The organism is Burkholderia sp. 3C, from assembly GCF_054589155.1.
Map to the genome: position 1 here is coordinate 386141 of NZ_BAAILN010000044.1, position 24282 is coordinate 410422.

22 protein-coding genes and 2 tRNA genes are annotated in these 24282 nt (G+C 68.8%); 14 read left to right on the top strand and 10 right to left on the bottom strand.

The features are described from left to right. Positions 1-17: 17 nt before the first annotated feature. From ACYP33_RS08095 to pncB, 5 genes are all read right to left on the bottom strand, one after another. Positions 18-1478 carry a DNA recombination protein RmuC gene (locus ACYP33_RS08095; RefSeq protein ID WP_414450111.1) on the bottom strand — a complete coding sequence of 487 codons (1461 nt, stop codon included), beginning with the start codon at positions 1476-1478 and terminating at the stop codon, positions 18-20. Beyond that, positions 1475-2464 carry a 2-hydroxyacid dehydrogenase gene (locus ACYP33_RS08100; RefSeq protein WP_414444270.1) on the bottom strand — a complete coding sequence of 330 codons (990 nt, stop codon included), beginning with the start codon at positions 2462-2464 and terminating at the stop codon, positions 1475-1477. Before ACYP33_RS08100 ends, ACYP33_RS08095 begins: the two co-directional genes overlap by 4 nt. Before the next feature lie 86 nt (positions 2465-2550). Then, a complete protein-coding gene (locus tag ACYP33_RS08105; RefSeq protein ID WP_459621079.1) occupies positions 2551-3927 on the bottom strand; it encodes a sodium:proton antiporter in 1377 nt (458 codons plus the stop codon). 101 nt (positions 3928-4028) lie between these two features. Beyond that, on the bottom strand, positions 4029-4700 hold the full coding sequence (locus ACYP33_RS08110) for a LutC/YkgG family protein (RefSeq protein ID WP_459620873.1): 672 nt from the start codon (positions 4698-4700) through the stop codon (positions 4029-4031). 132 nt (positions 4701-4832) lie between these two features. Further along, entirely contained in the window at positions 4833-6032 is a 1200-nt protein-coding gene (gene pncB / locus ACYP33_RS08115; protein ID WP_414450113.1) for a nicotinate phosphoribosyltransferase, read from the bottom strand. A 319-nt stretch (positions 6033-6351) separates the two neighbouring features. Between pncB and fdxA the strand changes: the two genes are divergently transcribed. The 8 genes from fdxA (at position 6352) to ACYP33_RS08155 (ending at position 10852) form a co-directional block, all read left to right on the top strand. Further along, entirely contained in the window at positions 6352-6675 is a 324-nt protein-coding gene (fdxA, locus tag ACYP33_RS08120) for a ferredoxin FdxA (RefSeq protein ID WP_206130446.1), read from the top strand. Positions 6676-6792: 117 nt separating this feature from the next. Further along, a tRNA-Asn gene (locus tag ACYP33_RS08125) sits at positions 6793-6868 on the top strand. Between the two features lie 60 nt (positions 6869-6928). Then, positions 6929-7004, top strand: a tRNA-Asn gene (locus ACYP33_RS08130). Between the two features lie 142 nt (positions 7005-7146). Then, positions 7147-7623, top strand: coding sequence for a CreA family protein (locus ACYP33_RS08135; RefSeq protein ID WP_414450114.1), 477 nt, complete (start codon positions 7147-7149; stop codon positions 7621-7623). Positions 7624-7648: 25 nt separating this feature from the next. After that, positions 7649-8563: an AraC family transcriptional regulator gene (locus ACYP33_RS08140; protein ID WP_414450115.1), complete on the top strand. Its 915-nt coding sequence runs from the start codon at positions 7649-7651 to the stop codon at positions 8561-8563. A 48-nt stretch (positions 8564-8611) separates the two neighbouring features. Continuing rightward, positions 8612-9403 (top strand): AzlC family ABC transporter permease, encoded by a 792-nt coding sequence (locus tag ACYP33_RS08145; protein WP_414450116.1) that lies wholly within the window; start codon positions 8612-8614, stop codon positions 9401-9403. Next, on the top strand, positions 9400-9738 hold the full coding sequence (locus tag ACYP33_RS08150) for an AzlD domain-containing protein (RefSeq protein WP_414450117.1): 339 nt from the start codon (positions 9400-9402) through the stop codon (positions 9736-9738). Before ACYP33_RS08145 ends, ACYP33_RS08150 begins: the two co-directional genes overlap by 4 nt. Positions 9739-10063: 325 nt before the next feature. After that, positions 10064-10852, top strand: a complete 789-nt coding sequence (locus tag ACYP33_RS08155) for a DUF4088 family protein (protein ID WP_414450118.1) — start codon at positions 10064-10066, stop codon at positions 10850-10852. Between the two features lie 135 nt (positions 10853-10987). Here the strand turns inward: ACYP33_RS08155 and ACYP33_RS08160 are convergent, their stop codons facing one another. Beyond that, positions 10988-11374, bottom strand: a complete 387-nt coding sequence (locus ACYP33_RS08160; RefSeq protein ID WP_414444262.1) for a hypothetical protein — start codon at positions 11372-11374, stop codon at positions 10988-10990. Between the two features lie 387 nt (positions 11375-11761). Between ACYP33_RS08160 and ACYP33_RS08165 the strand changes: the two genes are divergently transcribed. The 3 genes from ACYP33_RS08165 to fumC all read left to right on the top strand — a co-directional run bounded on the left by ACYP33_RS08165 (position 11762) and on the right by fumC (position 15164). Then, positions 11762-11980: an RNA-binding S4 domain-containing protein gene (locus ACYP33_RS08165; RefSeq protein ID WP_414444261.1), complete on the top strand. Its 219-nt coding sequence runs from the start codon at positions 11762-11764 to the stop codon at positions 11978-11980. Between the two features lie 132 nt (positions 11981-12112). Next, a complete protein-coding gene (locus ACYP33_RS08170; RefSeq protein WP_459620878.1) occupies positions 12113-13504 on the top strand; it encodes an MATE family efflux transporter in 1392 nt (463 codons plus the stop codon). A gap of 265 nt (positions 13505-13769) precedes the next feature. Beyond that, positions 13770-15164, top strand: a complete 1395-nt coding sequence (fumC, locus tag ACYP33_RS08175) for a class II fumarate hydratase (protein WP_414444259.1) — start codon at positions 13770-13772, stop codon at positions 15162-15164. A 103-nt stretch (positions 15165-15267) separates the two neighbouring features. On the opposite strand, the gene ACYP33_RS08180 is transcribed toward fumC, so the two are convergent. Further along, positions 15268-15777, bottom strand: a complete 510-nt coding sequence (locus ACYP33_RS08180; protein ID WP_414444258.1) for an acyl-CoA thioesterase — start codon at positions 15775-15777, stop codon at positions 15268-15270. 90 nt (positions 15778-15867) lie between these two features. After that, entirely contained in the window at positions 15868-16023 is a 156-nt protein-coding gene (locus tag ACYP33_RS08185) for a hypothetical protein (protein WP_459620879.1), read from the bottom strand. A gap of 135 nt (positions 16024-16158) precedes the next feature. Here ACYP33_RS08185 and ACYP33_RS08190 point away from each other — a divergent pair, with 135 nt between their 5' ends. Both ACYP33_RS08190 and ACYP33_RS08195 read left to right on the top strand, forming a co-directional pair. After that, positions 16159-16866 carry an ArsR/SmtB family transcription factor gene (locus ACYP33_RS08190; protein WP_459620881.1) on the top strand — a complete coding sequence of 236 codons (708 nt, stop codon included), beginning with the start codon at positions 16159-16161 and terminating at the stop codon, positions 16864-16866. A 214-nt stretch (positions 16867-17080) separates the two neighbouring features. Then, a complete protein-coding gene (locus tag ACYP33_RS08195; RefSeq protein ID WP_459620883.1) occupies positions 17081-19744 on the top strand; it encodes a DUF6600 domain-containing protein in 2664 nt (887 codons plus the stop codon). A gap of 104 nt (positions 19745-19848) precedes the next feature. Here the strand turns inward: ACYP33_RS08195 and ACYP33_RS08200 are convergent, their stop codons facing one another. Next, on the bottom strand, positions 19849-20820 hold the full coding sequence (locus ACYP33_RS08200) for a thymidylate synthase (protein ID WP_459620885.1): 972 nt from the start codon (positions 20818-20820) through the stop codon (positions 19849-19851). 59 nt (positions 20821-20879) lie between these two features. Next, positions 20880-22247, bottom strand: a complete 1368-nt coding sequence (locus ACYP33_RS08205) for a sigma-54 dependent transcriptional regulator (RefSeq protein ID WP_459620887.1) — start codon at positions 22245-22247, stop codon at positions 20880-20882. 550 nt (positions 22248-22797) lie between these two features. Here ACYP33_RS08205 and ACYP33_RS08210 point away from each other — a divergent pair. Further along, entirely contained in the window at positions 22798-24234 is a 1437-nt protein-coding gene (locus ACYP33_RS08210; protein ID WP_459620889.1) for a cell wall anchor protein, read from the top strand. The last annotated feature ends 48 nt before the right edge of the window (positions 24235-24282 follow it).

A 24282-nucleotide genomic window follows, 5' to 3' on the forward strand; every position in this document is an offset into this window, starting at 1 on the left:
CCCGGTGCGCCGCTTCATCACCCTTCCTCGTCCGGCCCCGCCTCACCGAGCAAGCCTGCCGCATCGTCGCCGGGCAAGGCCTCGACGTCCTTGAGCTTGCGGCTCATCACGCGCGTACGCTGCTCGGCCGACTCGATCGAGCGCGTCACCGTTTCGAGTTGCGCCTTGGTGCGCGCCAGCACGTCGCCGAACTTGCCGAACTCGGTCTTGACCGCGCCCAGCACCTGCCAGACTTCGCTCGAACGCTGCTCGATGGCCAGCGTGCGGAAGCCCATCTGCAGGCTGTTGAGGAGTGCCGTCAGCGTGGTCGGCCCGGCAACCGTCACGCGATACTCGCGCTGCAGCAGGTCGGTCAACCCGGGGCGCCGCAGAACCTCGGCATACAGCCCCTCGGTCGGCAGGAACAGCAGCGCGAAATCGGTGGTGTGCGGCGGCGAGACGTACTTCTCGGCGATGGTCTTGGCCTCGGCGCGAATCCGCATTTCGAGCGCGCGCGCCGCCTCCTCCACGGCCACGACATCGGCGCGCTCCTGCGCATCGATCAGCCGCTCGTAATCCTCGCGCGGGAATTTCGCGTCGATCGGCAGCCACACCGGCTGCGAATCGTGCTGCCTGCCGGGCAGGCGGATCGCGAATTCGACGCGCTCGCTGCGCTTGGGCACCGTCGCGACGTTCTTCGCGTACTGGTCGGGCGTCAGCATCTGTTCGAGCAGCGCTTCGAGCTGCACCTCGCCCCAGGTGCCGCGCGTCTTGACGTTGGTCAGCACCTTCTTCAGATCGCCCACGCCGGCCGCCAGCGTCTGCATTTCACCGAGCCCGCGATGCACCTGCTCCAGCCGCTCGGACACCAGCCGGAACGATTCGCCGAGCCGCTGTTCGAGCGTCGCGTGCAGTTTTTCGTCCACGGTGCGGCGCATCTCGTCGAGCTTCGCGGCGTTGTTCGCCTCGATGTCCTTCAGGCGCTGTTCGAGCGTGGCGCGCACTTCGCCGAGGCGACGGTCGTTCGCCTCGGTCAGTTGCACGAGCTGCTGGTTCAGCACGGCGCCGAAATGGCGCAGCGCGGCGCCCTGCTCGTCGCGCGCCAGTTGCGCCTGCTGATGCAGGCCGTCGCGCATCGCGTCGAACTGCTGCGTGTTGGCGGCCACCAGCTTCGCCAGTTGCTGCGCGAAGCCGTCGATCTGCTGATTCTGCACGGTGGCCACGCTCGTCATCTGCGCGGCGAGCATCTGCTGGAGCTGCGCGAAGCTGCCCGACAACTCGGTGCGCGCGCCGCGCGAGCTTTCGGTGATTTCGCCGCGCAGCGCGCGTTCGAGCCGCTCAGTGGCGCGAGCCTGCTCGTCCTGCACGTCGTCGAGCCGCTCGCCGAGCCAGCCGATGCCATCGCCGGCGCGGCCCGAGCCGCGCCAGAGCACCACCAGCGCGATCGCGAGCGCCACCGCCAGCACGACGATCGCGCCAAGCAACAACGGCATCGTCATGCGCGTGCCTTGCCGAGCACGTCGGGATTGACCGGGTTCGGCGGGCGGCCCGCGCGCGGCCCGACGCCGAGGCCCGCGATCAGGTTGTCGGCGGCGAGGTTCGCCATCGCGCGGCGCGTCGCCTCGGTGGCGCTCGCGATATGCGGCGTGATGACGATGTTCGGCACCTCGAGCAGCGCCGGGTTCACGCTCGGCTCGCCCTCGAACACGTCGAGGCCGGCCGCCGCGATGCGGCGCTCGCGCAGCGCCACGGCCAGCGCCGCGTCGTCGACGATGCCGCCGCGCGCGATATTGGTCAGCGTGGCGGTGGGCTTCATCAACGCCAGCTCGGCCGCGCCGATGGTGTGATGGCTTTCCTTCGTATAGGGCAGCACCAGCACGACATGATCGGCCTGGCGCAGCAGCGCTTCCTTCGAGAGATATTCGGCGTTCAGGTCGGCCTCGATCTCGGGCGCGACGCGCGAACGGTTGTGATACACCACGCGCATGTTGAAGCCGCGCGCGCGGCGCGCGAGCGCCTGGCCGATGCGGCCCATGCCGACCACGCCGAGCGTCGCGCCATGCAGGTCCGCGCCGAGGAAACTGTCGAACGACCACTTCTCCCACTTGCCGGCGCGCAGCCAGTGCTCCGATTCGGCGATACGGCGCGCGGCCGCCATCATCAGCGCCCAGCCGAAATCGGCGGTGCTCTCGTTGAGCACGTCGGGCGTGTTGGTGCCGAGCACGTTTGCCGCGTTGAACGCCGCGATGTCGAAGTTGTTGTAGCCAACCGCCATGTTCGATACGACGCGCAGCTTGGGCGCGGCGGCCAGCGCAGCGGCGCCGATCGGGTCGCCGGCCGTCAGCGCACCGTCCTTGTCGGCGAGCCGCGCATGGAGTGCGTCGGGCGAGAGGGCGTCGCCGTTGTTCCAGTCCACCTCGAAATGCTGCTTCAGACGCTCGATCACATCCGGAAAGATCGGACGCGCCACCAGGATTTTCTGCATTGCCTGCCTCCGTCAAATGCGCGCGGCCGGCTTCGCACGACTGCGCCGCCGGGCCGCCCGCCAAACCGTGTTGAAATCCGCCCTGCTCAGGCGGAGAAGAAGAGCCATGTCGTCAGCGCGAACACCGGCACGAGAATGCCGAACGACCAGCCCAGGTAGGCGAAGAAGCTCGGCATGCGAACCCCGCGCGATTCGGCGATCGCCTTCACCATGAAGTTCGGCGCATTGCCGATATAGCTGTTCGCGCCCATGAAGACCGCGCCGGCCGAGATCGCCGCGAGCGAGGCAGCGCCCGTGGTCATCAGCGTCGACGCATCGCCGCCGGCGAGGTTGAAGAATACGAGGTAGGTCGGCGCATTGTCGAGGAACGAGGACAGCAAACCGGTGGCCCAGAACAGCATCGGCACGATCGGCTCGCCGTGCGCGTCCGTCACCAGATGCACGATCGAGGCGAACGCGCCGCCCGCGCCCGCGCGCAGGATCACGATGACCGGCGCGATCGTCACGAAGATGCCGGCAAACAGCTTGGCCACCTCCTCGATCGGCGCCCAGTCGAACGCATTGCCTTCACGCGCCGCGCGCGGCGTCAGCGCCAGCGAAAGCAGCGCAACAGCGATCAGCGCCACGTCGCGCACGGCGTTCTGCAACGCCACGTGCGTGCCGAACACGTCGAACACGATGCCCGGCTTCCAGATGCCGCTCATCAGCACCAGCCCGACGATCACGGCCAGCAGCACGAAGTTGAACGTGCCCTCGATACGGATCGGCACCGGCGCGACGCCGGCGGGCTTATCGCCACGGCCACCGTCGCCGTCGCGCCGGAAACGCCAGCTATCGAGCGCATGAAAGACCGCCAGCAGGACGCCGCAGATGAACAGCGTGGGCAGCGCGAGATGGATCGTGGTCCAGAAGAAATCGACGCCGTTCAGGAAGCCGAGAAACAGCGGCGGATCGCCGAGCGGCGACAGCGCGCCGCCCGCGTTCGCCACCAGGAAGATGAAGAACACCACGACGTGCACCACGCGCGGCCGCGCGGCATTGGCGCGCAGCAACGGCCGGATCAGCAGCATCGCGGCGCCGGTGGTGCCCATCAGGCTTGCGAGCAGCGCGCCAAGCGCGAGCAGCCCGGTATTGCGCGCGGGCGAGGCGCGCAGGTCGCCGTGCACGCAAATGCCGCCCGCTACCGTATAGAGCGTGGTCAGCAGCACGATGAACGGGATGTATTCCTCGAGCAGCGCATGCACCAGCGTGCCGAACGCCACGCCCGCGCCGAACACGGCCGCGAACGGCACGAGAAACGCGAGCGCCCAGGCCGCGGCGATCTTGCCGAAATGGTGATGCCAGAACAATGGCGCGACGAGCGGGAACACCGCGATCGACAGCAGCATGCCGGCGAACGGCAGGCCCCACAGCGCCGACAGCGTGGCGCCGTCGAGCGTGGCGGCAGAGGCCGGCAGTGGCATCAGCGCCAGCACGGCCAGCACCGGCACGCACGCGGCGAACGGTACGCGCGGCAAACGCAGCGCGCCATGCAGCGACGAAAAAAACAAACGGGCGGCGCGGCTCATGCGCCGCCCACGATGATCGCGTGGACGCGGTACGGACCATGCGCGCCGAGCACGATGGTCTGCTCGATATCGCCGGTGCGCGACGGCCCTGACACGATATTCACGGCGCGCGGCAACTCGCCGTGTTCGGCGCGGATCAGCGCGAACGCTTCTTCGTGCCCGGCCACGATGCGCGAGGCGGGCACCACCACGAGATGGGTTTCCGGCAGCAGCGCGGCCGATGCGTAGGTGTCCGGCCCGGACAGCAGCACCAGCGAGCCGGTTTCGGCCGTCGCGCAGAAACAGCCCGTGATGCCGACCAGATCGCCGTCGCGCGGCTTGCGGCATTCGACGCCGAGGCCGGCCGCGCGCCAATCGAGTTCGGCAAGCGTGCGCCAGGCGATCGCCTGCGTGGGCAAGGCATGTTCGGCGAGATAGCGGGCGGCGGCGGCCGGCACGTCGGCCAGCGTATCGACGGCTTCGACCGTGGTGGCCATGCGCACGGCTTCCTCGGTGAAGCGTGCGACGAGCGCGTCGGGATCGGTGGGCATCGGCGGGCGCGGGCCGGCCGGATGGCGCGCCAGGTAATCGGCGGCCTGTTCGTGCTCGTGCGCCTCGGCTTCGGCCGGGCGCCCCTGGGCCGCGCGGATGCGCGCGAAGATCTTGCGGCGGGCAGCCGACGTGTCCATGTGCGGTCCTCGTGAACGTGGCGGTGGGATCGCGCTCGATTATAACGGCCGGTGCCGGCGCGATGGCCCGCCACCGGCCGTTCGGACAGGTCGCGGCAGCGCGCCCGGGGGGGCGCGTGCCGGCTCGCGGCCTTATTTGCCCGCGCTGTCCTCGTCCGGCTGGGCGATGCCGAACACCTGGCGCAGATAGGCCAGATAGTTCTTGTCGTCGCACATGCTCTTGCCCGGCGAATCGGACAGCTTGGCGACCGGTTGGCCGTTGCAGCGAACCATCTTGATGACGATCTGCAGCGGCCGGTAGCCGAGGTCGTTGGTCAGATTGGTGCCGACGCCGAACGCGAGCCTGCAGCGGTCGCGGAAGCGCTCGTAAAGCTGCAGCACCTTCGGGATGTCGAGCGCGTCGGAGAACACCAGCACCTTGGTGCGCGGGTCGCAGCGGTTCGACTCGTAGTGACGGATCATCCGCTCGCCCCACTCGAACGGATCGCCGGAATCGTGGCGCGCGCCGTCGAACAACTTGCAGAAGTACATGTCGAAATCGCGCAGGAACGCATCCATGCCATACACGTCGGACAGCGCGATGCCGAGGTCGCCGCGATATTCCTTGGCCCACATCTCGAGCCCGTAGATCTGCGAATCGCGCAACCGCGGGCCGAGCGCCTGGCAGGCCTGCAGGTATTCATGTGCCATCGTGCCGAGCGGCGTGATGCCGTGCTTCTTGGCGTAATACACGTTGCTGGTGCCGGCGAACTGCGCACCGAGCCCGTCGCGCAGCGTCATCGCCACTTCCTCGTGCCACACCTTCGAGAAGCGGCGGCGCGTGCCGTAATCGGCGATCTTGCATTCGGAGAATTCGGGCTTCGCGCCGAGCAGGGTGATCTTGTCGCGCAGGCGATCGCGGCCCTCGCCGTAATCGGGCTCGGTCTGCGTGTTGCGGAAATACACCTCGTTGACGATCGCCAGCACCGGGATCTCGAACAGGATCGTGTGCAGCCACGGGCCGCGAATCACGATGTCGATCTCGCCGTTGGCCTTCGGCGACGGCGAAATCTCGATGTACTTCTCGTTGAGATGGAACAGCGCGAGGAACTCGACGAAATCGCCCTTGATGAAGCGCATTTCGCGCAGGTAATCGAGTTCAGCCTCGGTGAAACGCAGATGGCACAGGCCGCGCACTTCATCGCGAATCTCGTCGATATACGGCACGAGATCGATGCCGGGATTGCGGCACCGGAACCGGTATTCGACGTTGGCGGCCGGGAAGTGATGCAGCACCACCTGCATCATCGTGAACTTGTACAGATCGGTGTCGAGCAGCGAAGTAATGATCATGATTCGAGACTGCCTAGAAAGACTGCCTAACGCGCGAAGACCGCCGCGCACGACCCCGGCCGCGAGGAAGCGCCGGAACCGGAACGAGCCGCAGCGTTTCCACGCGAGCGCCCTGCCCGGACATGCCTGCCGCATGTTACCCGAATGCGCGCCAGACCATCCCCGTCACGGCGACGCGGCGCCACGCCATAAACTAATCACGAAACGGTATAAGACAGGGCCGGGGTGGCTGGATAAGGGTTTTCCGCTTCAGTTACAATGCCGCATTTGGCGCAAAGCCTACCCCCACACATATCATCGCCAAGCAGGAGCGTTTTGAATGACTCACGTTGTGACCGAAGGCTGCATCAAGTGCAAATACACGGATTGCGTCGATGTGTGCCCGGTGGATTGCTTCCGTGAAGGTCCCAATTTTCTCGCGATCGATCCGGACGAGTGCATCGACTGCGCCGTGTGCGTGGCCGAATGCCCGACCAATGCGATCTACGCAGAGGAAGACGTTCCCGGCGACCAGCAGCAATACACGCCGCTGAATGCCGAACTGGCCAAGCTGTGGCCGTCGATCACCAAGACGAAGCCCGCCCCCGGCGACGCCGACGAGTGGAAGGACGTGCAGGACAAACTGCACCTGCTCGAGCGCTGATCTCGTCACGCTGCGCCCGTCCGCGGCGCAGCCTCGCATCCGGGTTTCCGGAAATTTCGCGCAGGGGCTTGACACGTTTTCGTTAGCCTCATAGAATCTCGTTTCTCTGCTGTTTGTTCCCCGATAGCTCAGTCGGTAGAGCGCCGGACTGTTAATCCGTAGGTCCCTGGTTCGAGCCCAGGTCGGGGAGCCAAAAATGCTTGGCGCGCTGGTTTCAGCGAGCCCGCACTGAACAAACGCAGTACCGATTTATTCCCCGATAGCTCAGTCGGTAGAGCGCCGGACTGTTAATCCGTAGGTCCCTGGTTCGAGCCCAGGTCGGGGAGCCAAACAGCGAAAAGGCCCGTCTCACGACGGGCCTTTTTGTTTTTCCGCCCTGCCCCTCGCCGTTTCCGCATCGCTGCCCGCGCGAAAACCCGGCAGCGCGCCGTGCTAGAGTCGAATTCCTTTCGCATTCCGCCCGCCCCGCCCATGATCCACCATCGCCTTGCCGCCGCGACCTGCCTCGCCGTCTCGTTGCTTCCGTTCGCCGCCGGCGCCGAGGAAGTCGCCAGCGTCAACACGAACTTCCGCGTCACCGGCTCCGATCGCGTGGTGGTCGAAGCCTACGACGACCCGCTCGTGCAGGGCGTGACCTGCTACGTATCGCGGGCGCGCACCGGCGGCATCAAGGGCAGCCTCGGCCTGGCCGAGGACCCGAGCGAGGCGTCGATCGCCTGCCGCCAGGTCGCGCCGATCCACTTCACGCAGCCGCTCAAGCAGCAGACCGACGTGTTCAGCGAACGCATGTCGTTCATCTTCAAGACCCTGCACGTGGTGCGCGTGGTCGACAAGAAACGCAACACGCTGGTGTACCTCACCTACAGCGATCGCGTGGTGTCGGGCAGCGCGAAGAACAGCGTCACGGCCGTGCCGGTGCCCGACGGCACGCCGATCCCGCTCAAGTAATACCGCCCGTTCCCGTCGCCACGCCATGCGCTCCGCCCGTCTCGTCGATGCCGCCCGCTACTGGCGCACGCCGTTGCTGCCGGAGGCCGATCTCGTCACCGCCACCTATCGCGAGCACACGTTCGCGCCGCACTGGCATGACGCGTATACGGTGCCGGTGATCGAAACCGGTGCCGAGCACTATCGCTATCGCGGCAGCCTGCGGATCGCCGATACCGGCTCGATGCCGATCATCCACCCGGGCGAGGTGCATACCGGTTCACGCGCGACCGAGGACGGCTGGCGCTATCGCGTGTCCTACGTGCCGATCGATTACCTGCGCGCGCTGGCCGACGAAATCGCCGGATCGCCGCAACCGGTGCCGTGGTTCCCCGACGACGCGCTGCACGATCCCGACTGCGCACGCCGCCTGCTGCTCGCGCATCGTCTGCTCGAAGCGGACGGCATCGATATCGCGCCGGCTCACGACGATCCCCCGCCACCACCCGGCCCGCTCGCCGCCCCACCGCTGCCGCGCGGCCTGGTCGAGCCGCTGGCGGCCGAAACGGCGCTGCTCGACGCGCTCTCCACGCTGCTCGTGCGGCATGCGCTCGGCCGGCCGCGCGCCGGCGTGCCGGCCGCCGACGAACCCCGCGTCGCGCGCATGCGCGAACGGCTCGCCGCCGATCTGACCACGCCCGTCACGCTGGCCGAAATGGCCGAGGCGGCCGGGCTGTCGCCGTTCCATGCGGCGCGGCTGTTCACGCGCGCGACCGGCATGGCGCCGCACGCGTGGCGCAATCAGTTGCGCCTGCACCGCTCGCTCGCGCCGCTGCGCGCGGGCCTGGCCGTGGCCGACGTGGCGGCCGCCAGCGGGTTCGTCGATCAGAGCCATTTCACGCGCCACTTCAAACGGATGTTCGGCGTGCCGCCGGGCCGCTGGCAGAGCGCGAAGAAGTAAGTTCACCGCCGCGCAAGAACGTACAAGCCTGCCTGACGCCGCTTCGCTATGCTCGGCGTTCAGGAGGACTCACCGTTGAACCCGTCTCACCCCAATCCATCCCTCACGCAGCGCCAGCCGCGCCCGCTGCGCGAATTCGCCGACGGCGCGCGCGATACGTTTCCGATGATGGTCGGCGCCGCGCCGTTCGGCGTGATCTTCGGCACGCTCGTCACGGCCGGCCCGCTGGCCTGGTGGCATGGCGAGCTGATGTCGCTGATCGTGTTCGCCGGCTCGGCGCAATTCATCGCGATCGGCCTGCTGGCCGGCGGCGCCGGCGCGCTGGTGGTAATCGCCACCACGCTGATCGTCAACCTGCGCCATCTGCTCTACTCGGCCACGCTCGCGCCGTATGTGGCGCATCTGCCGCTGCGCTGGCGCGCCACGCTCGGCGCGCTGATGACCGACGAGGTGTTCGCGGTGGCCTACGCGCGCTACCGCCACACGCGCCCCGGCGAAATGGGGCCGCACTACTTCCTCGGCTCCGGCGTCGCGATGTACGTGAACTGGCAGATCTGGACCGTGGTCGGGCTGCTGTTCGGCGCGGCGTTCCCCGGCCTGCAGGCGCTCGGGCTCGATTTCGCGATGGCCGCCACGTTCATCGCGATCGTGGTGCCGCAACTGGCCGCGTTCCGCTATCTGGCCGCGGCGGCCACGGCCGGCGTGATCGCCCAGCTTTGCCATGCGCTGCCGTACAAGCTGAACCTGCTGGCCGCCGTGGTGGCGGGCGTGACGGTGGGCGTCGCGCTGTCGCTGCGCGATCACGTGCGCGCGCGCCGTTGCTCGGAGGCTGCCTCGTGAGCTACGTCCTGATTCTGCTCGGCATGGCCGCCGTCACCTACGCGATCCGCACGACGCTGTTCCTGTTCGGCGAACGGCTCGTGTTCCCGCCGCTGGTGCGCACCGCGCTCGGCTTCGTGCCCGTCACGGTGCTGACGGCGATCATCGTGCCGATGACGGTCGCGCCGCACGGCGGCGGCGTCGAGTTCGGCCTGCGCAATCCGCAACTGGTGGGCGGCCTGGCGGCGGTGATCGTCTCGGCCGCCACACGCCGGCCGCTCCTGACGATCGCCGTCGGGCTGGCGGTGTTCTTCGTCTGGCAAGGCGTGGTGATGCCGCGCTGGCTGCCGGCCTGAATCGGGCCGGGGGCTCCGAACTCATCACGGGATTCGTCGCTGAGTCGCCGCCGGGCTCGTCCGGACCGGCGCGGGCCGAGCCTAACCGAGTCGGACCGAGTCGGACCGAGTCGAGCGGAGCCGGATCAGACGGACCGAGCCCGGCCGGCACGCCCCGCGCCCGCGCCCACGCCCTCAAGTTTCTTTCGCACGCGCCGATAAGAGAGGAAAACCCTCCTGGCGCCAATCGCGACGGAGCCGGCCGGCATCAGCCACGGCCGGCCGATGCGGGCGGCGCATGCCGGCGCGCGGTCGACGCCGGCAGCCACCGCGTTCCGAGAAATTCATGGGTCATATCACGCTGTCGATCAAGGACGACACCATCACGTCGCTGCGCAAGGATTTCGATGCGTTCGTGCGTGTCTCGCTGAAGCTCGATCCGCAGTTCGCGACGCCCTCGTTCGAGGATTTCCTGCGCGCCAAGCTGCTCGACAACATGGTGCCGCTCACCGAGCACGCCGTGCAGCGCATGTTGCAGGGCGGCCAGTACGCCTGGGCCAAGCGCACGCTCGACAAGGAATTCCCGAACGTGGTCGAGATCCTGATGCGTCAGGCGGAAACGTTCGGCTTCGGCTTTGCCTCGCGCAGCGAATGGACTCCCGACGAACTGCTGAAGGCCTGCCATGACTGGGCCGCCGCAATCGTCACGGAAGCGCAGGGCGACGCCTCGCTGGTCGATCCGCTGGCCGCGCAGATCAAATCGGCCGTGCACGACATCCAGACGCTCGAGGAGCGCATGCAGACGCCGGCCTGGCGGCTGGCCGAATCGCTGCGCCAGCGCGTCTATGAAGCCAAGCTGGCCTGCGAGATGAGCGTGGGCAGCACGGCGCGCGAGAAGCTCGGCGAGCTGCGCGGCCTGCTGCGGCTCGGGCTGTCGCACGGCTCGTTCCAAAAGCAGGAAGCGCAGCAGATCATGGAATACCTGCGCCTGCTGAAGCCGGAAATCTTCGTCGAGGAACCGCACGACGTGTTCACGCGGCTCGCCGCGTGGCTGCGCAGCATCTTCATGGTGCCCACGCCGGCCAGGGCCGCGCAGCAGAACCCGGCGGCACGGCCACCGCAGCAGCGTCAATAACGAGGTACGCCGCGCCTGCCCTGGCGCGGCATAAAAACGGGCCGAACCCCGCACAAAGCGAGGTTCGGCCCGTTGCCGTTTTCAAGCCCGGCGGCAAAGGCGGATCGGCGTCCCGCCCCGTTGTTGCCGCATCGCTTACTGCGACTGGCCCGAACCCGGCGTACCGTTGCCGGCCGGCGACATCCCGCTCGTATTGCCGTTCACGGCATCGCCCGCCTTCGAGTTCGCGCCGTGCGCCGAGCTGTTCGCGCGCGTCTTGGCGTGATGCGACTTCATCGTGTGCTTGGCGCCCGGCGCGCTCATCGCGCCGCTGTTGGCGGGCGTGCCGTTGCCCGGTGCGGTCGGTGCGGCGTCGTTGCCGCCGGTGCCGCCCGACTGGCCGCCCGCGCCGGCTGCACCGCCGCCGCCACCGCCAGCACCGCCGCCCGCGCCACCACCGGCCTGGGCCATCGCGGATGTTGCCGCGAACACGGTCGTCGTCACCAGCGCAGCGCTCATCAGCATTTTGCGAATCGTGGTCATAGCATTCCTCCTCGGGGAATTGGCCGGCGCGGCCTTCGAAACGGGCCGCACCGCCCCGCCGCGACATGCGGCAGTTGGTAGACAGACCGGCCCGTGCCGCGGCCGGTTCGCCGGAAACGCCGACTGTTACCCAAGCTTGCATTTGCTGACGGTTGGCATACATCCACTTACATGGGCCATCCGCCGGCGCCTCGGGATCGGGATCTTCGCTTCCGGTCCCGTTTCCTGACGCAGCGAACGTTCCCGTTCCGCGCCCACACCGGCCGAACCCGCTCCAGCCCGCCAATCCGGCGGTTTCGCGCGCCGCGCTCGCCCCCGGCCGCGCGCTGGCTTATGATGCGAGCCTTGCTTTTTTACACATTGCGCGCCGTTCGCGCGCATCGCCCCATGCCCAACCTCGATTTCACGCTGACCGGCGATTACGTCGAACTGCACAACCTGCTCAAGATCTCCGGCGTGGCCGACAGCGGCGGCTCCGCGAAGGTGCTGGTCGCCTCGGGCGCCGTCAAGGTGGACGGCGCGACCGAGCTGCGCAAGACCTGCAAGATCCGCGCGGGCCAGGTGGTGCTGTTCGAAGACACGCGGATCGCCGTCCACGGCGCCTGAGCGCCGACGCGGGTGCCCGAGCGGCGCCCGCCGCTGCCCGGCATGTCGATTCGACAGCCGTGCAGGAAAACCGTAAGCTTGCCGTCTCACTACAACAACCGAGAGCGCGGGCCTGTCTTCCCGCGGCCCTTCATGTCGCTTCCCGGCCTCCCGCGCGCGGCCCACGCGCCGCCGCCTTCCTTTTCCCGTCACGCCGCCGACACCGCCCGTCTCGCCGCGCCGCTCGCGATCGCCCAGTTGTCGCAGATGGCGATGAGCGTGACCGACACCGTCCTGCTCGGCTCGCTCGGCCCCGACGCGCTCGCGGCCGGCGGCCTCGGCGCAACGCTGTTCTTCGTGGTCGTCACGGTGCTGCAAGGCGTGCTGACCTCGGTCAGCGTCAGCGTCGCCCACGCGCGCGGCGCGCAGGACGACGACCGCATCCCGCACATCTACTGGACAGGCGTGGCGCTGTCGCTGCTGCTGGCGGTGCCGGCCATCGTCGTGCTGCTGTTTGCCGAGCCGTTGCTGCTGATGTTTCACGAGCCGGCCGAGCTGGCGCGCAACATCGGCGAATACTGCCGCGTGCTGTGCTTCGCCGCGCCCGGCAGCCTGATCGGCGTGGGCCTGATGCGCGCGTTCCTGCCGGCGATCGGCGCGGCGCGCCGGCTGCTGTGGGTGTCGATCGCGAGCGTCGGCGTGAACGCGGTGCTGAACTACGGCCTGATCCACGGTGCATTCGGCCTGCCGCGCCTCGGCTTTCTCGGCTCGGCGGTGGCCACCACGCTGTCGATCTGGCTGACGGCCATCGCGCTGGTCCTGCTGCTGCACGGCCGCCCGGCGTTCCGCCATTTCGTGGCGGCGTCGCGACCGAAGCTGCCGCTGATGGGCGAGCTGGTCAGCGTCGGCTGGCCGGTCGCGATCACCTACGGGGTCGAATCGACGTTGTTCCTCGCCACCGGCCTGACCATCGGCGTGCTCGGCGAATCGTCGCTGGCGGCGCACCAGATCGCGCTGAACGTGGCCTCGGTCATGTTCATGGTGCCGCTGGCGATCGGCCAGGCGGCCAATGTGCGGGTGGGCTACTGGATGGGCGCGGGCGCGCCGCTGGCGGCACGGCACGCGGGCTTCGCCGCGATCGGGCTGGGCGTGGCGTTCATGTCGCTGTCGGGGCTGTTGCTGATCGCCGCGCCGCACGCGATCGTCGGGCTGTACCTGGATCTGGGCGACCCGAAGAACGTCGGCACCGTCGCGCTGGCCACGCAGTTGCTCGCGATCGCCGCCCTGTTCCAGATCGTCGACGGCATGCAGACGGTCGGCTCGGGCTGCCTGCGCGGCCTGAAGGACACGCGCATCCCGATGATCGTCGCGACGCTCGGCTACTGGGGCGTCGGCTTTCCGGTCGGCTACTGGTTCGCGTTCCACGTCGGGCTCGGCGCGCGCGGGCTGTGGTGGGGGCTGGCGGCGGGGCTCGCGAGCGTCGCCGTGCTGATGACCTGGCGCTTCCACAGCAAGACCCGCGCGGCGCGCGGCAGCGCGCACTGACCGTTCGGCAGCCGGCCGCGCACGCCACGACGGCGCGCGGGCCGGTTGCCTGCTCCCCCGGGTTTTACGCCTGCGGCCCCCGCACCGATACCCGCACGCGCGCCCGTCCCATTGCCCGCCGCGCCGCCAGCCGACGTAAAATCGCGCCCGGCGCTATGCTTGTCGCCTCTGGACGCCGTCATGAGAACGGTGCCCGTCCCCACCTACGCTTTCGTGCCGCGCCGCCGCGCGCGGCGGAGCCAATTCTCGTGACGGAGTCATCAAGATGAGCGAAGCAGTACGGATGGAACGCGATACGTTCGGCGAAATCGCCGTGCCGGACGCCCGCCTGTGGGGCGCGCAAACGCAGCGGTCGCTGCAGAACTTCAAGATCTCGACGGAAAAGCAGTCGCCCGAACTGATCCACGCGCTCGCGCTGATCAAGCGCGCGGCCGCCAGCGTCAACCGCGAACTCGGCGTGCTGGCCAATGACAAGGCCGACGCGATCGTCGCGGCCGCCGACGAGATCATCGCCGGCCGTCATCCCGAGGAATTCCCGCTGGCCGTCTGGCAAACGGGCTCGGGCACGCAGACCAACATGAACCTCAACGAGGTCATCGCGAACCGCGCCAGCGAGCTGCTCGGCGGCGTGCGCGGCGAGTCGCGCAAGGTTCACCCGAACGACGACGTGAACCGCGGCCAATCGTCGAACGACGTATTCCCGACGGCCATGCACATCGCCGCCGCGTTCGCGATCCACACGCAGTTGCTGCCGGCGCTCAAGCGCCTGCGCGCCACGCTCGACGAGAAATCGAAGGCGTTCGCCGAGATCGTCAAGATCGGCCGCACCCACTTGCAGGACGCCACGCCGCTCACGCTCGGCCAGGAATTTTCGGGCTATGTCGCGCAACTCGATCACGGCATCCGCCACGTCGAATCGACGCTGCCGCACCTGTACGAACTCGCGCAGGGCGGCACGGCGGTCGGTACCGGCCTGAACGCGCATCCGAAGTTCGCGGCGGCCGTGGCCGGCGAGATCGGCAAGCTCACGCAACTGCCGTTCGTGACCGCGCCCAACAAGTTCGAGGTGATGGCCGCGGCCGACGCGCTGGTGTTCGCGCACGGCGCGCTGAAAACGGTCGCCGCCAGCCTCATGAAGATCGCCAACGACGTGCGCTGGCTCGCGAGCGGCCCGCGCTGCGGCCTCGGCGAGCTGTCGATCCCCGAGAACGAGCCGGGCAGCTCGATCATGCCGGGCAAGGTCAACCCGACCCAGTCCGAAGCCGTGACGATGCTGTGCTGCCAGGTGTTCGGCAACGACGTGGCCGTCAACTTCGGCGGCGCGAGCGGCAATTTCGAGCTGAACGTGTTCCGCCCGATGATCGCGCACAACGTGCTGCAATCGGTGCGTCTGCTGGCCGACGGCGCGTTGAGCTTCAACGATCACTGTGCGGTGGGCATCGAGCCGAACCGCCCGCGCATCGATACGCTGCTCAACGAATCGCTGATGCTGGTGACGGCGCTCAATCCGCACATCGGCTACGACAAGGCCGCGCAGATCGCGAAGAAGGCGCACAAGGAAGGCACCACGCTGAAGGCTTCCGCGCTGGCGCTCGGCTACGTGACGGATGCCCAGTTCGACGAATGGGTCAAGCCGGGCGAGATGATCGGCAACCACTGAGCGTCGCCGCACGAGCCGCCAAAGGGCGTGCTGAACGCCCTCGACGAACAAGGCCGGCAAATGCCGGCCTTGTCGTTTTGCGAGGATGCGTGCGGCGCGCCGTTCAGACGCTGCCCTTCGCGACTTCCTCGGGCTTCAGTTCGACGATCTTGTCGAGCGCGGCGCGCACGTCCATCGCGTATTGCTGGAGGCGACGCTCTTCATCGTTGCTCGGCACGAACGGCGGCACCGGCAGCGGATTGCCGTTCTCGTCGACGGCGACGAACACCACCATGCAGTCGGTGGTCTGGCGCAGCACGCCGCCCTTCGGGTCGCCCGCGTGCACCGAGACGTGAATATGCATGCTGGTGCGGCCCGTCGCGACCACACGCGCCTTCAGTTCGACCAGGTTGCCGACCAGGATCGGCCGCTGGAAACGAATATTGCCGACGCTGACGGTCACGCAATAGCGGCTCGACCAGATCGCTGCACAGGCGTAGGCGGTCTCGTCGATCCATTTCATCAGCGCACCGCCGTGGACCTTGCCGCCGAAGTTCACCGAGGTGGGCTCGGCGAGAAAACGGAACACGGTCTCGGTGCGATCGAGGGGCGCGGTGGGCGATGAGTTCGACATCTGGGCTCCGTTTCGACGGTATCGTGTGGGAACGCCGATTATACGGGGCCGGGCCGGCGAACCGCCCTGGCGCGGCGTGCCCTGCTTGTGTCAGTTGTGGACGGTGATGCCCTGATCGATCGTGCCGTACATCTCGATGCTGCCGTGGCCGCCGTCCGAGGCACCGCCACCGCCGCCGTTCGCGCAGCCCGCGCAACAGCCGGCCGCCACGAGCGCCGCCAGCAGCATCCTGATCCTTCCGCGCATGATGTCCGTTCCTCGAGGTTCGATGGCCGCATTCTACGCGGCGCTCCGTGCATTCCACGTTTCAAGATCGGGTGAAACGTCGGATGCCGGACGCATCTACACTACGCGGATTCTCATCGCCCCCAGGAGCCGCCCATGATCGCGACCGACCCGCACTTTCCCGGCCTGAGCCGGATCGGCGCGTTGCTGGCCGACCCCGGCCGCGCGGCGATGCTGTGGGCGCTGATGGACGGCAGCGCACGCCCGGCCGGCGAACTGACGCAGATCGCCGGGCTTTCGCCGTCGGCCGGCAGCGCGCATCTGGCGCGTTTGAGCGACGGCGGCCTGCTCGCGCTGGAAGTGCGCGGCCGCCATCGCTATTACCGGATCGCGTCGCCCGACATCGCCGCCTCGATCGAGGCGCTCGCCAATCTCGCGCAGGCCACGGCGGCCACGCGCCCGACACCGTCCGCCGCGCGCACCGTGCCGCCGGCAATGCGCCACGCGCGCACCTGCTACGACCACATGGCCGGCGAACTGGCCGTGCGCGTGTACGACCGCATGCTCGAACGCGGCTGGCTCGCCGCCCGCGAGCGCGAGGTGGACGTGACGCCGCTCGGCGCGGCCGCGTTCGCGCAGCGCTGGCGCATCGATATCGGCGCGCAACGTCAGCGCAAGCGGCGCTTCGCCTGCACCTGCCTCGACTGGAGCGAGCGGCGCGTGCATCTGGCCGGCGCGCTCGGCGCGGCGCTGCTCGACGCCTGGCTCGGCGCGCGCTGGGTCGAGCCGGCCAGCCAGCCGCGCGTGCTGCGCATCACGCCCGACGGGCAGCGCCGTTTCGAGGCGCTGCTGGCCGACGCCTGACGGCACGCCGCGAAGCCCGCCGGGATGGCCGCCGCGAGGCCAGCCGTGAAGCCCACAGTAAAGGCCGCCAACGAGCGGCGCGCGGGCGGCGACATGCTTTGTTACGCCGTGCATAGGCGCATTACAAAAGCGGCGAACCGGATACACGGAGCGCGGGTACAGTGGGCGCACGCGGGCCAGGTACGCGCCCGCGACGATCCATAACGAGTCCGACATGACCTCGCTCCGCGCTCCGTATTCCCTCAGTTCACTGGCGGCCTCGACGCTGCTCGCGATCGCGACGCTCGCCACCGCGCTGCCGCCCGCGTTCGCCCAGACACCGCCCGCGCCGGACGGCGCGCCCACGGCGCAGCAAGCCGGCGGCGATCCGCCGTCGCGCGTCGCGCGGCTCGATTACCTGTCCGGCCCGGTCACGACCGAGCCGGCCGGCGCGAGCGACTGGTCGTACGCGACCGTCAACCGCCCGCTGACCAGCGGCGATCAGCTCTGGAACGACCAGGGTGCGCGCTCGGAACTGCATATCGGCTCGACGGCCGTGCGGCTCGACCAATCGACGTCGCTCGCGATTCTCAATCTCGACGACAGCAGCACGCAATTGAAGGTGGGCATCGGCACGCTGTCGACGCACGTGCGCGAACTGACACCCGGCGGCGCCTACGAGATCGACACGCCGAACCTCGCGCTCGCCATCAATGGCCCCGGCGACTACCGCGTCGACGTCGCGCCGGACGGCGCCTCGACCACCGTCACCGTGCGCCGCGGTACGGCGACCGCCTACGGCGAGGCCGGCCAGATCCCGCTCGCGGCCGGCCAGCAACTGACGTTTTCCGGCACCAACCTGCAGAGCACGGCCGGCAACGCCGTGCCGCCGGCCGATCCGTTCGATAGCTGGGCCGCCGCGCGCGACGCGGCCGAGGATCGTTCGATCTCGGCGCGCTACGTGTCGCGCGACATCCCCGGTTATCAGGACCTCGACGCGAACGGCACCTGGCGCGAGACGCCCGAATACGGCGCGGTCTGGACGCCGAACAGCACGCCGGCCGGCTGGGCGCCGTATCACACCGGCCACTGGATCTGGCAGGCGCCATGGGGCTGGACCTGGATCGACGACGCGCCGTGGGGCTTCGCGCCCTACCACTACGGCCGCTGGGCCTATGTCGACGACAACTGGGCCTGGGTGCCCGGCCCTGTCGTGGCGGCCGAGCCGCCTTGCTATGCGCCGGCGCTGGTCGGTTTCGTGGGCGGCGGGGGCGGCGGCTTCGACTGGAGCGTCGGGCTGGCCGTGGGCGGCGCGGTGGCCGCCGGCGTGGCGTGGTTCCCGCTCGCGCCGCACGAGGCCTGGCGGCCGGGCTGGGGCGGCTGGAGCCCGCGCTACTACGAGCGCGTGAACCGCACCACGATCGTCAACAACATCAACATCCACAACACCTATATCAACTACCGCGTGCGCAACGGCGTGACCGCCATCCCGGCGCAGGCGTTCGTGCACGGCCAGCCGGTGGCGCGCTTCGCGCAGCATGTCGATCCGCGGCAGTGGCGCAACGCGCATCTCGGCGCGGGCGCGCCGGGCATTGCGCCGGTACGTCAGAGCTTCGCGGGCGGGCTGCGCAACGCGAGCTATCGGCCGCCGCAAATGGCGCTCGGCCATCCGATCGTGGCGACGCGCAATCCGGTCGTGCCTGCCGCGTTCCACGACCGGCAGGCGCAGCAGTTCGCGCGGCATGGCGGCAACGTGCCGGGCGCCGGTGCGCCCGTGATTCGCAGCAGCACGCCGCCGAACTACGCGGCGCGGCCGGTGCACCCGGTCGCCGGGCAGGCCGGCGCGCCGAATCAGTGGGCCATGCACAACGTGCAGCTCGTCAACCGTCAGGGGCCGGTGTTGCAGCCGGGCCAGCGCGGGCCGGGTGCTCAGTTCGGTGGCGAGGCGCGCGGGCCGGGCGGCATGAACCCGGCGGGCGGGCCGGCACCGGTGGCCGTGCGATCCGCCACCGCGGGCGGTCAGGTGATGCCGCGCGGCGAACCGGGCATGCCGGGTATGTCCGCCGAACGCGGCGGCGCGCCGATCCAGCGCGGCGGCCAGGGCATGCCACCCACGGCCGGCTTCGCGCCGCATCAGCCGGGGATGGCTGCACCGGCGCCGGCCGGCAACGGCGTGCCGCGTCCGCCGATGGATGCGGGCCGGGCCGGCTTCCATCCAGGGCAGTCAGAGGCGGGACAGTCGCCTTCGTGGACTCAGCCGCATGCGCCGATCGCGCAGCAACGCGCGAACGCGCCGTTCCATGCCGGCCAGCCGCAAGGCCTGCGCGAGAACGGTGTGCCGCCGCGTCCGCAGTTCGGGCAGTCGGGTGGCGTCGAGGGGCAGCGTCCGCAAGCGGGCGACACGATGCAGCCCGGTTTCGTCTCGCGGCCGCCGGAGCAGGCGCATTCGGCGCCGATGCAGCGCTTGCCGGCGCAGCAGCCCGTTCCGCAGCCGGTCAACGAGCCGCGCCGGAACCTCCCGCAACCGTCGTTCGGCCAGCCGCAGATGCATGAAGCGTCGCCGCGCATGGAGCCACGCGCGCAATCGCAGCCGCACTTCGAGCCGCAGCAGGCGCCTCGCATGGAGCGGCCACAACCGCATTTCGAACCACAGCCAGCCCCGCGCATGGAGCGCCCGCAACCGCATTTCGAACCACAGCAAGCCTCGCGCATGGAACGGCCGCAACCGCATTTCGAACCACAGCAAGCCCCGCGCATGGAGCAGCCGCGTCCCGCCCTTCAACCGCAGCCGCACTTCGAGCGTCCCGCCGCGCCGCCGCCCCATTTCGAGCAACCACGCTCCGCGCCGGCCCCCGCGCCGCAAGCGCCGTCGAACGAGGGGCACCCAGGCCGTCACTAAAGCGCGGCCTCTCGCCCGCCTCAACGCAAAAAGCCCGCGCCGAACGAAACGGCGCGGGCTTTTTTAACGGCCACGAAAATCGGGGGCCACTTGCCCCCGGAGCGCTACACCGCCATCGGCGCCGTCAGCGGCGCATGGTGGCGATAGCCTTCGAGCGAGAAATCGGACGGCTCGATCCGTTCGAGCCATTCGGGCGCGTACACGCCCGTCTTCGCGTACTCGGGCACACGGTCGGCGATCACGAGGCGCGGGCTTTCGTACGGTTCGCGTTCGAGCTGCTGCGTCAGCATGTCGAGCTGGTTCTCGTAGATGTGCGCATCGCCGATGAAGTACGTAAACCAGCGCGGCGTGTAGCCCGTCAGCCGGCCGACCAGTTCCAGCAGCGCCGCGCCTTCGGTCAGGTTGAACGGCGTGCCGAGACCCACGTCATTGCTGCGGATGTAGAGGCACAGCGAGATCTCGCGCTTCGCCGCGTTCGGCAGGAACTGATATAGCAGGTGGCAGGCCGGCAGCGCGATCTCGTCGAGCTTCACGGGGTTCCAGCCATGGAACAGGATGCGGCGGCTCGACGGGTCGCGCATGATCGTGTCGAGGCAATCGCGCAACTGGTCGATCGCCTTGTACAGCAGCACCTGCTGCGCGCCGCCGTCCTCGAAGCCGGTTACCACGCGGTAGCCGCGCGAGACGGCGTCGTCGATCTGCGCGGTGGCCTGCGCGGCGAGCACCTTGTAGCCGGGCCAACTGCGCCATTGCACGCCGTACACGTCGCCGAGATCGTCCACGCCGGTGCGATACGGATTCGCGAGCCACGCGGCGTTGTCGTTGGCGTTCGCATCCCACACCTTGCAGCCGAGCGCGCGAAAATCGGCCGCACTGCGCGTGGCGCGCAGGAAGCCGACCAGTTCGCCGATCGCCGACTTGAACGCCAGCTTCTTGGTCGTGACGGCCGGAAAGCCTTGCTGCAGGTCGAAGCGCAGCATCGCGCCCGGCATGCTGATGGTGCGGATGCCGGTGCGGTTCTCCTGCCAGGAGCCGGTATCGAGGATGGTGCGAACGAGATCGAGATACTGTTTCATGCGGGTTCCTTCGGCCGCCAGCGCGACCCGTCCCGCGATTCTAACAAGCCTCGCGACACTCAGCCGGCGGCCGGCATGGGCAGCCCGATCGTCTCGACATCGCGATCGCGCATGCCGTGCGCCACCAACAGCCGGTACAGCGTGACGCGCGACACCCCGAGTTCGCGCGCCGCGTCGGCGAACCGGCCGCGATGGCGCAGCAGCGCGATCTCGATCGCGCGCCGCTCGGCGGCCTCGCGGGCCGCGTTCAGCGAGATCGGCGCCGATTCGGTGAAATCCGTCAATTCCAGATCGGCTGCGCTGATCATGCGCCCTTCCGACATCACGATCGCGCGCCGCACGCGATTGATCAGCTCGCGCACGTTGCCGGGCCACGTGTAGTTGTGCATCGCTGCGATCGCGTCGGGCGCGAAGCCGCGCAGCCGGCGGCTCGCATCGCCCCGGAACCGTTCGAGCATGTGGCGCGCCAGCACCTCGATATCCTTGCCGCGCTCGCGCAGCGGCGGCTCGATCACCTTCAGCACGCACAGCCGGTGATACAGATCCTCGCGGAACCGGCCGGCGCGCAACGCCGCTTCCATGTCCACGTGGGTCGCGCAAATCACGCGCACATCCACCGGAATCGACGCATGGCCGCCGAGCCGCTCGATCCGCCCTTCCTGCAGGAAGCGCAGCAGGCTCGACTGGCTTTCGAGCGGCAGGTCGCCGATCTCGTCGAGGAACAGCGTGCCGCCATGCGCAGCCTCGACGCGGCCGATCTTGCGCTGCGTCGCGCCCGTAAACGCGCCGCGCTCGTAGCCGAACAGTTCGGACTGCAACAGATGATGCGGAATCGCGCCGCAATTGATCGCGACGAACGGTGCGGCGGCGCGCGCCGAACGTTCATGGATCGCCACGGCGCTCAACTCCTTGCCGGTGCCCGATTCGCCCGAGATGAAGACGGGCGCGTCGGTCGACGCGACCTTGCGCAGCGTGCGGAACAGCCCGAGCATCGCCTCGCACGCGCCGACCATCTCGCCCTCCCCGCGCGTCGCCGCCAGCGGCGGCTCGGTCAGCGTGACCATGCCGTAGGCATGCCCGACCGATTCGACGATGCGCTCGCGGTCGCACGGCATCGTCATGTAGTCGAAGCAGTAATCGCGTACCAGCCGCCGCAGTCCGACGTTCTGCATCTGGCCGCGCTGGGCCACCGCGATCCAGCCGACGTTCGGCGTGCTCAGGCAGGCCTCGACGTCGCCGAGTTCGCCCGGATCGATGCCCGACATGTCGAGCAGGCCGCCGGCCGCGCCGCCGCGCGCGGCCGCCCGGCGCAGATCGCGCGCCGTGGCCGCATGCTCGACCCGCCAGCCGCGCGCGTCGAAGCTGCGTTGCAGTTCCACGCTCGGGTCGCGCGAGAAATAGATCAGATGCCTAGTGACGATTTCCATCGCACCATCCTTCGTTCGATGCCCGGCACGCGAGGCCTTGCGTGCGACCGCGCCGCCGAACCGGCCCTCACGAGCGGATACGGCCAACGCGTCCTGTTGCAGACATTCAAGTCTCCCCGGCAATAAGGCGCTTGCTTTTTTGGCGGCCGCGACCCACGGCCATATTGTTGTTTCGCTCTCGCATTGTTGTTCGACTGGATACTTGACGCGATTCCTCTGGAGAACCTCCGGAGCGGCGGCCCCGCGCGCGGGCTGCACCGAGATGGCGAAACCAGTGTCAGCCGTTTTAATTCGCTTGGGTATCCGAAGTAATCCGTACATGCCGCGTTTCAGAATTGAAACGATTTTGCTTCGGGACACTGTCAAATTTTCCGAATGGCGAGGAGACATCCTTGTGCGACAGGCCTCGCGCGTCGATGGCACGCGTTTCGCTAAAGGAAGCCCGTCGAACAGCGCGACGCACGCGTGAGCCGACACCTTTTTTCACGTGCCCCGTCCCCCGGCGGGCACGCTTTTTATTCCTCCGACCGTTACATCACCGAGCCCATTCATGAAGCGTACCGTCATCGCCGCCGCCCTCCTCGCCTCGTCCGCCAGCACCGCCTTTGCCGCCGACGCATTCCTTTACAACCTGACAGGCGTCACGCAAGCCGTGGGCATCTTCGGCGCCGTCGGCCTGTATGGCGTGGTCGGCGTGTCGAGCAGCGCCGGCGCCGTGATCGACAACCATCAGGCCGTGGCACTGAATCATGTGTCGCTGGCACCGCTCCATCAAAGCAGCACGCAGGGCGCCGTGACGGTGTCGGTCGACAATGTCGCCGCCAGCACCACCGCCGACGATTACGCCTATCGCAGCAGCGCGCAGTCGGCCTCGTTCGATGCCTCGGTGAAGACGAAATCGTCGCAATCGGCTTCGGCCAGCGGCAGTGGCTGGATCGCGGGCGGCAGCACCAGCACGGCCAGTTCGCAGCAGAGCGTAACGGCGAACCAGTCGTCGAACCAACACCGCACGGGCAGCACCGGCGGCGCGGCGTTCATCGCGGGCGGTGCGGCGTCCGCCTCCGGCAGCAGCCAGAGCAACCAGGTCAGTGGCTACGTGCTGCCGGGCCTGTTCGGCTTCGTGGCAGGCGGCAGCGCCTCGCACAGCGCGAGCGGCTATCGCGTCGGCGCGGCCGAGGCGGCGTGGGGCGGGTCCTCGTCGACGGATGCGGCCAGCAGCACGCATCGGCATGCCGACGTCAGCGCGAGCCGCAGCAGCAGCGCATCGGGCTCGGCCTGGCAGGCGAATGCTTCGCAGAGCGAATCGAAAACGGCATCGAGCGGTTCGCTCTCGACTCGCGAACACGCCGAGACGGCGCGCAGCGCGTCATGGGGCTTCGGCAGCAACATCGAAGCGCAGCGCACCGAAACCTCGGGCAGCGTCACCACCGTCACCGACACGCGCCAGGCCGGCACGCTGACTGCCACTACCGGCAGCAACGCGGCCACCGGCGTGAAGGGCAACCTCGGCATCAACGTCGCGATGGGCATCGACAACGCACAGAGCAACGACGTGTCGCTCGCCTCGGTCGATATCGGCAACGTGTTCGGCAACGCGCAGGCGTTCAGCACGCAGTCGTCGGCGGGCCACGCGCGCATCGACAACTTCGTGCTCAACGCCTCGCTGGGCGACGGCTCGCTGGCCGGCGTGTCGGGCAATGTCGGCGTGAACGTCGCCTCGGGCGTCGGCAACGTGCAGAACAACAGCCTGGCCGGCTCGATGACGACCACCAGCGCCGGGCAGGCGAAGACGGTCGCGATGGTCGCCACCGACGACAACACGCAGCTTGCCGGCGCGCAGATCGACGGGCGCTTCGTGGGCACCGCGATGCTCGGCGCGAATACCCTCACGGGTGCGACCGGCAACATCGGCGTGAACATCGCCGGCGGCGCGGGCAACCTGCAGCACAACGGCCTCGCGATCGCGGCGCTCAACAGCGGGCACTGAGCGTTGCACGGCCCGCGCGTCGCGCAATCGGGCGACGCGCGGGCCGCC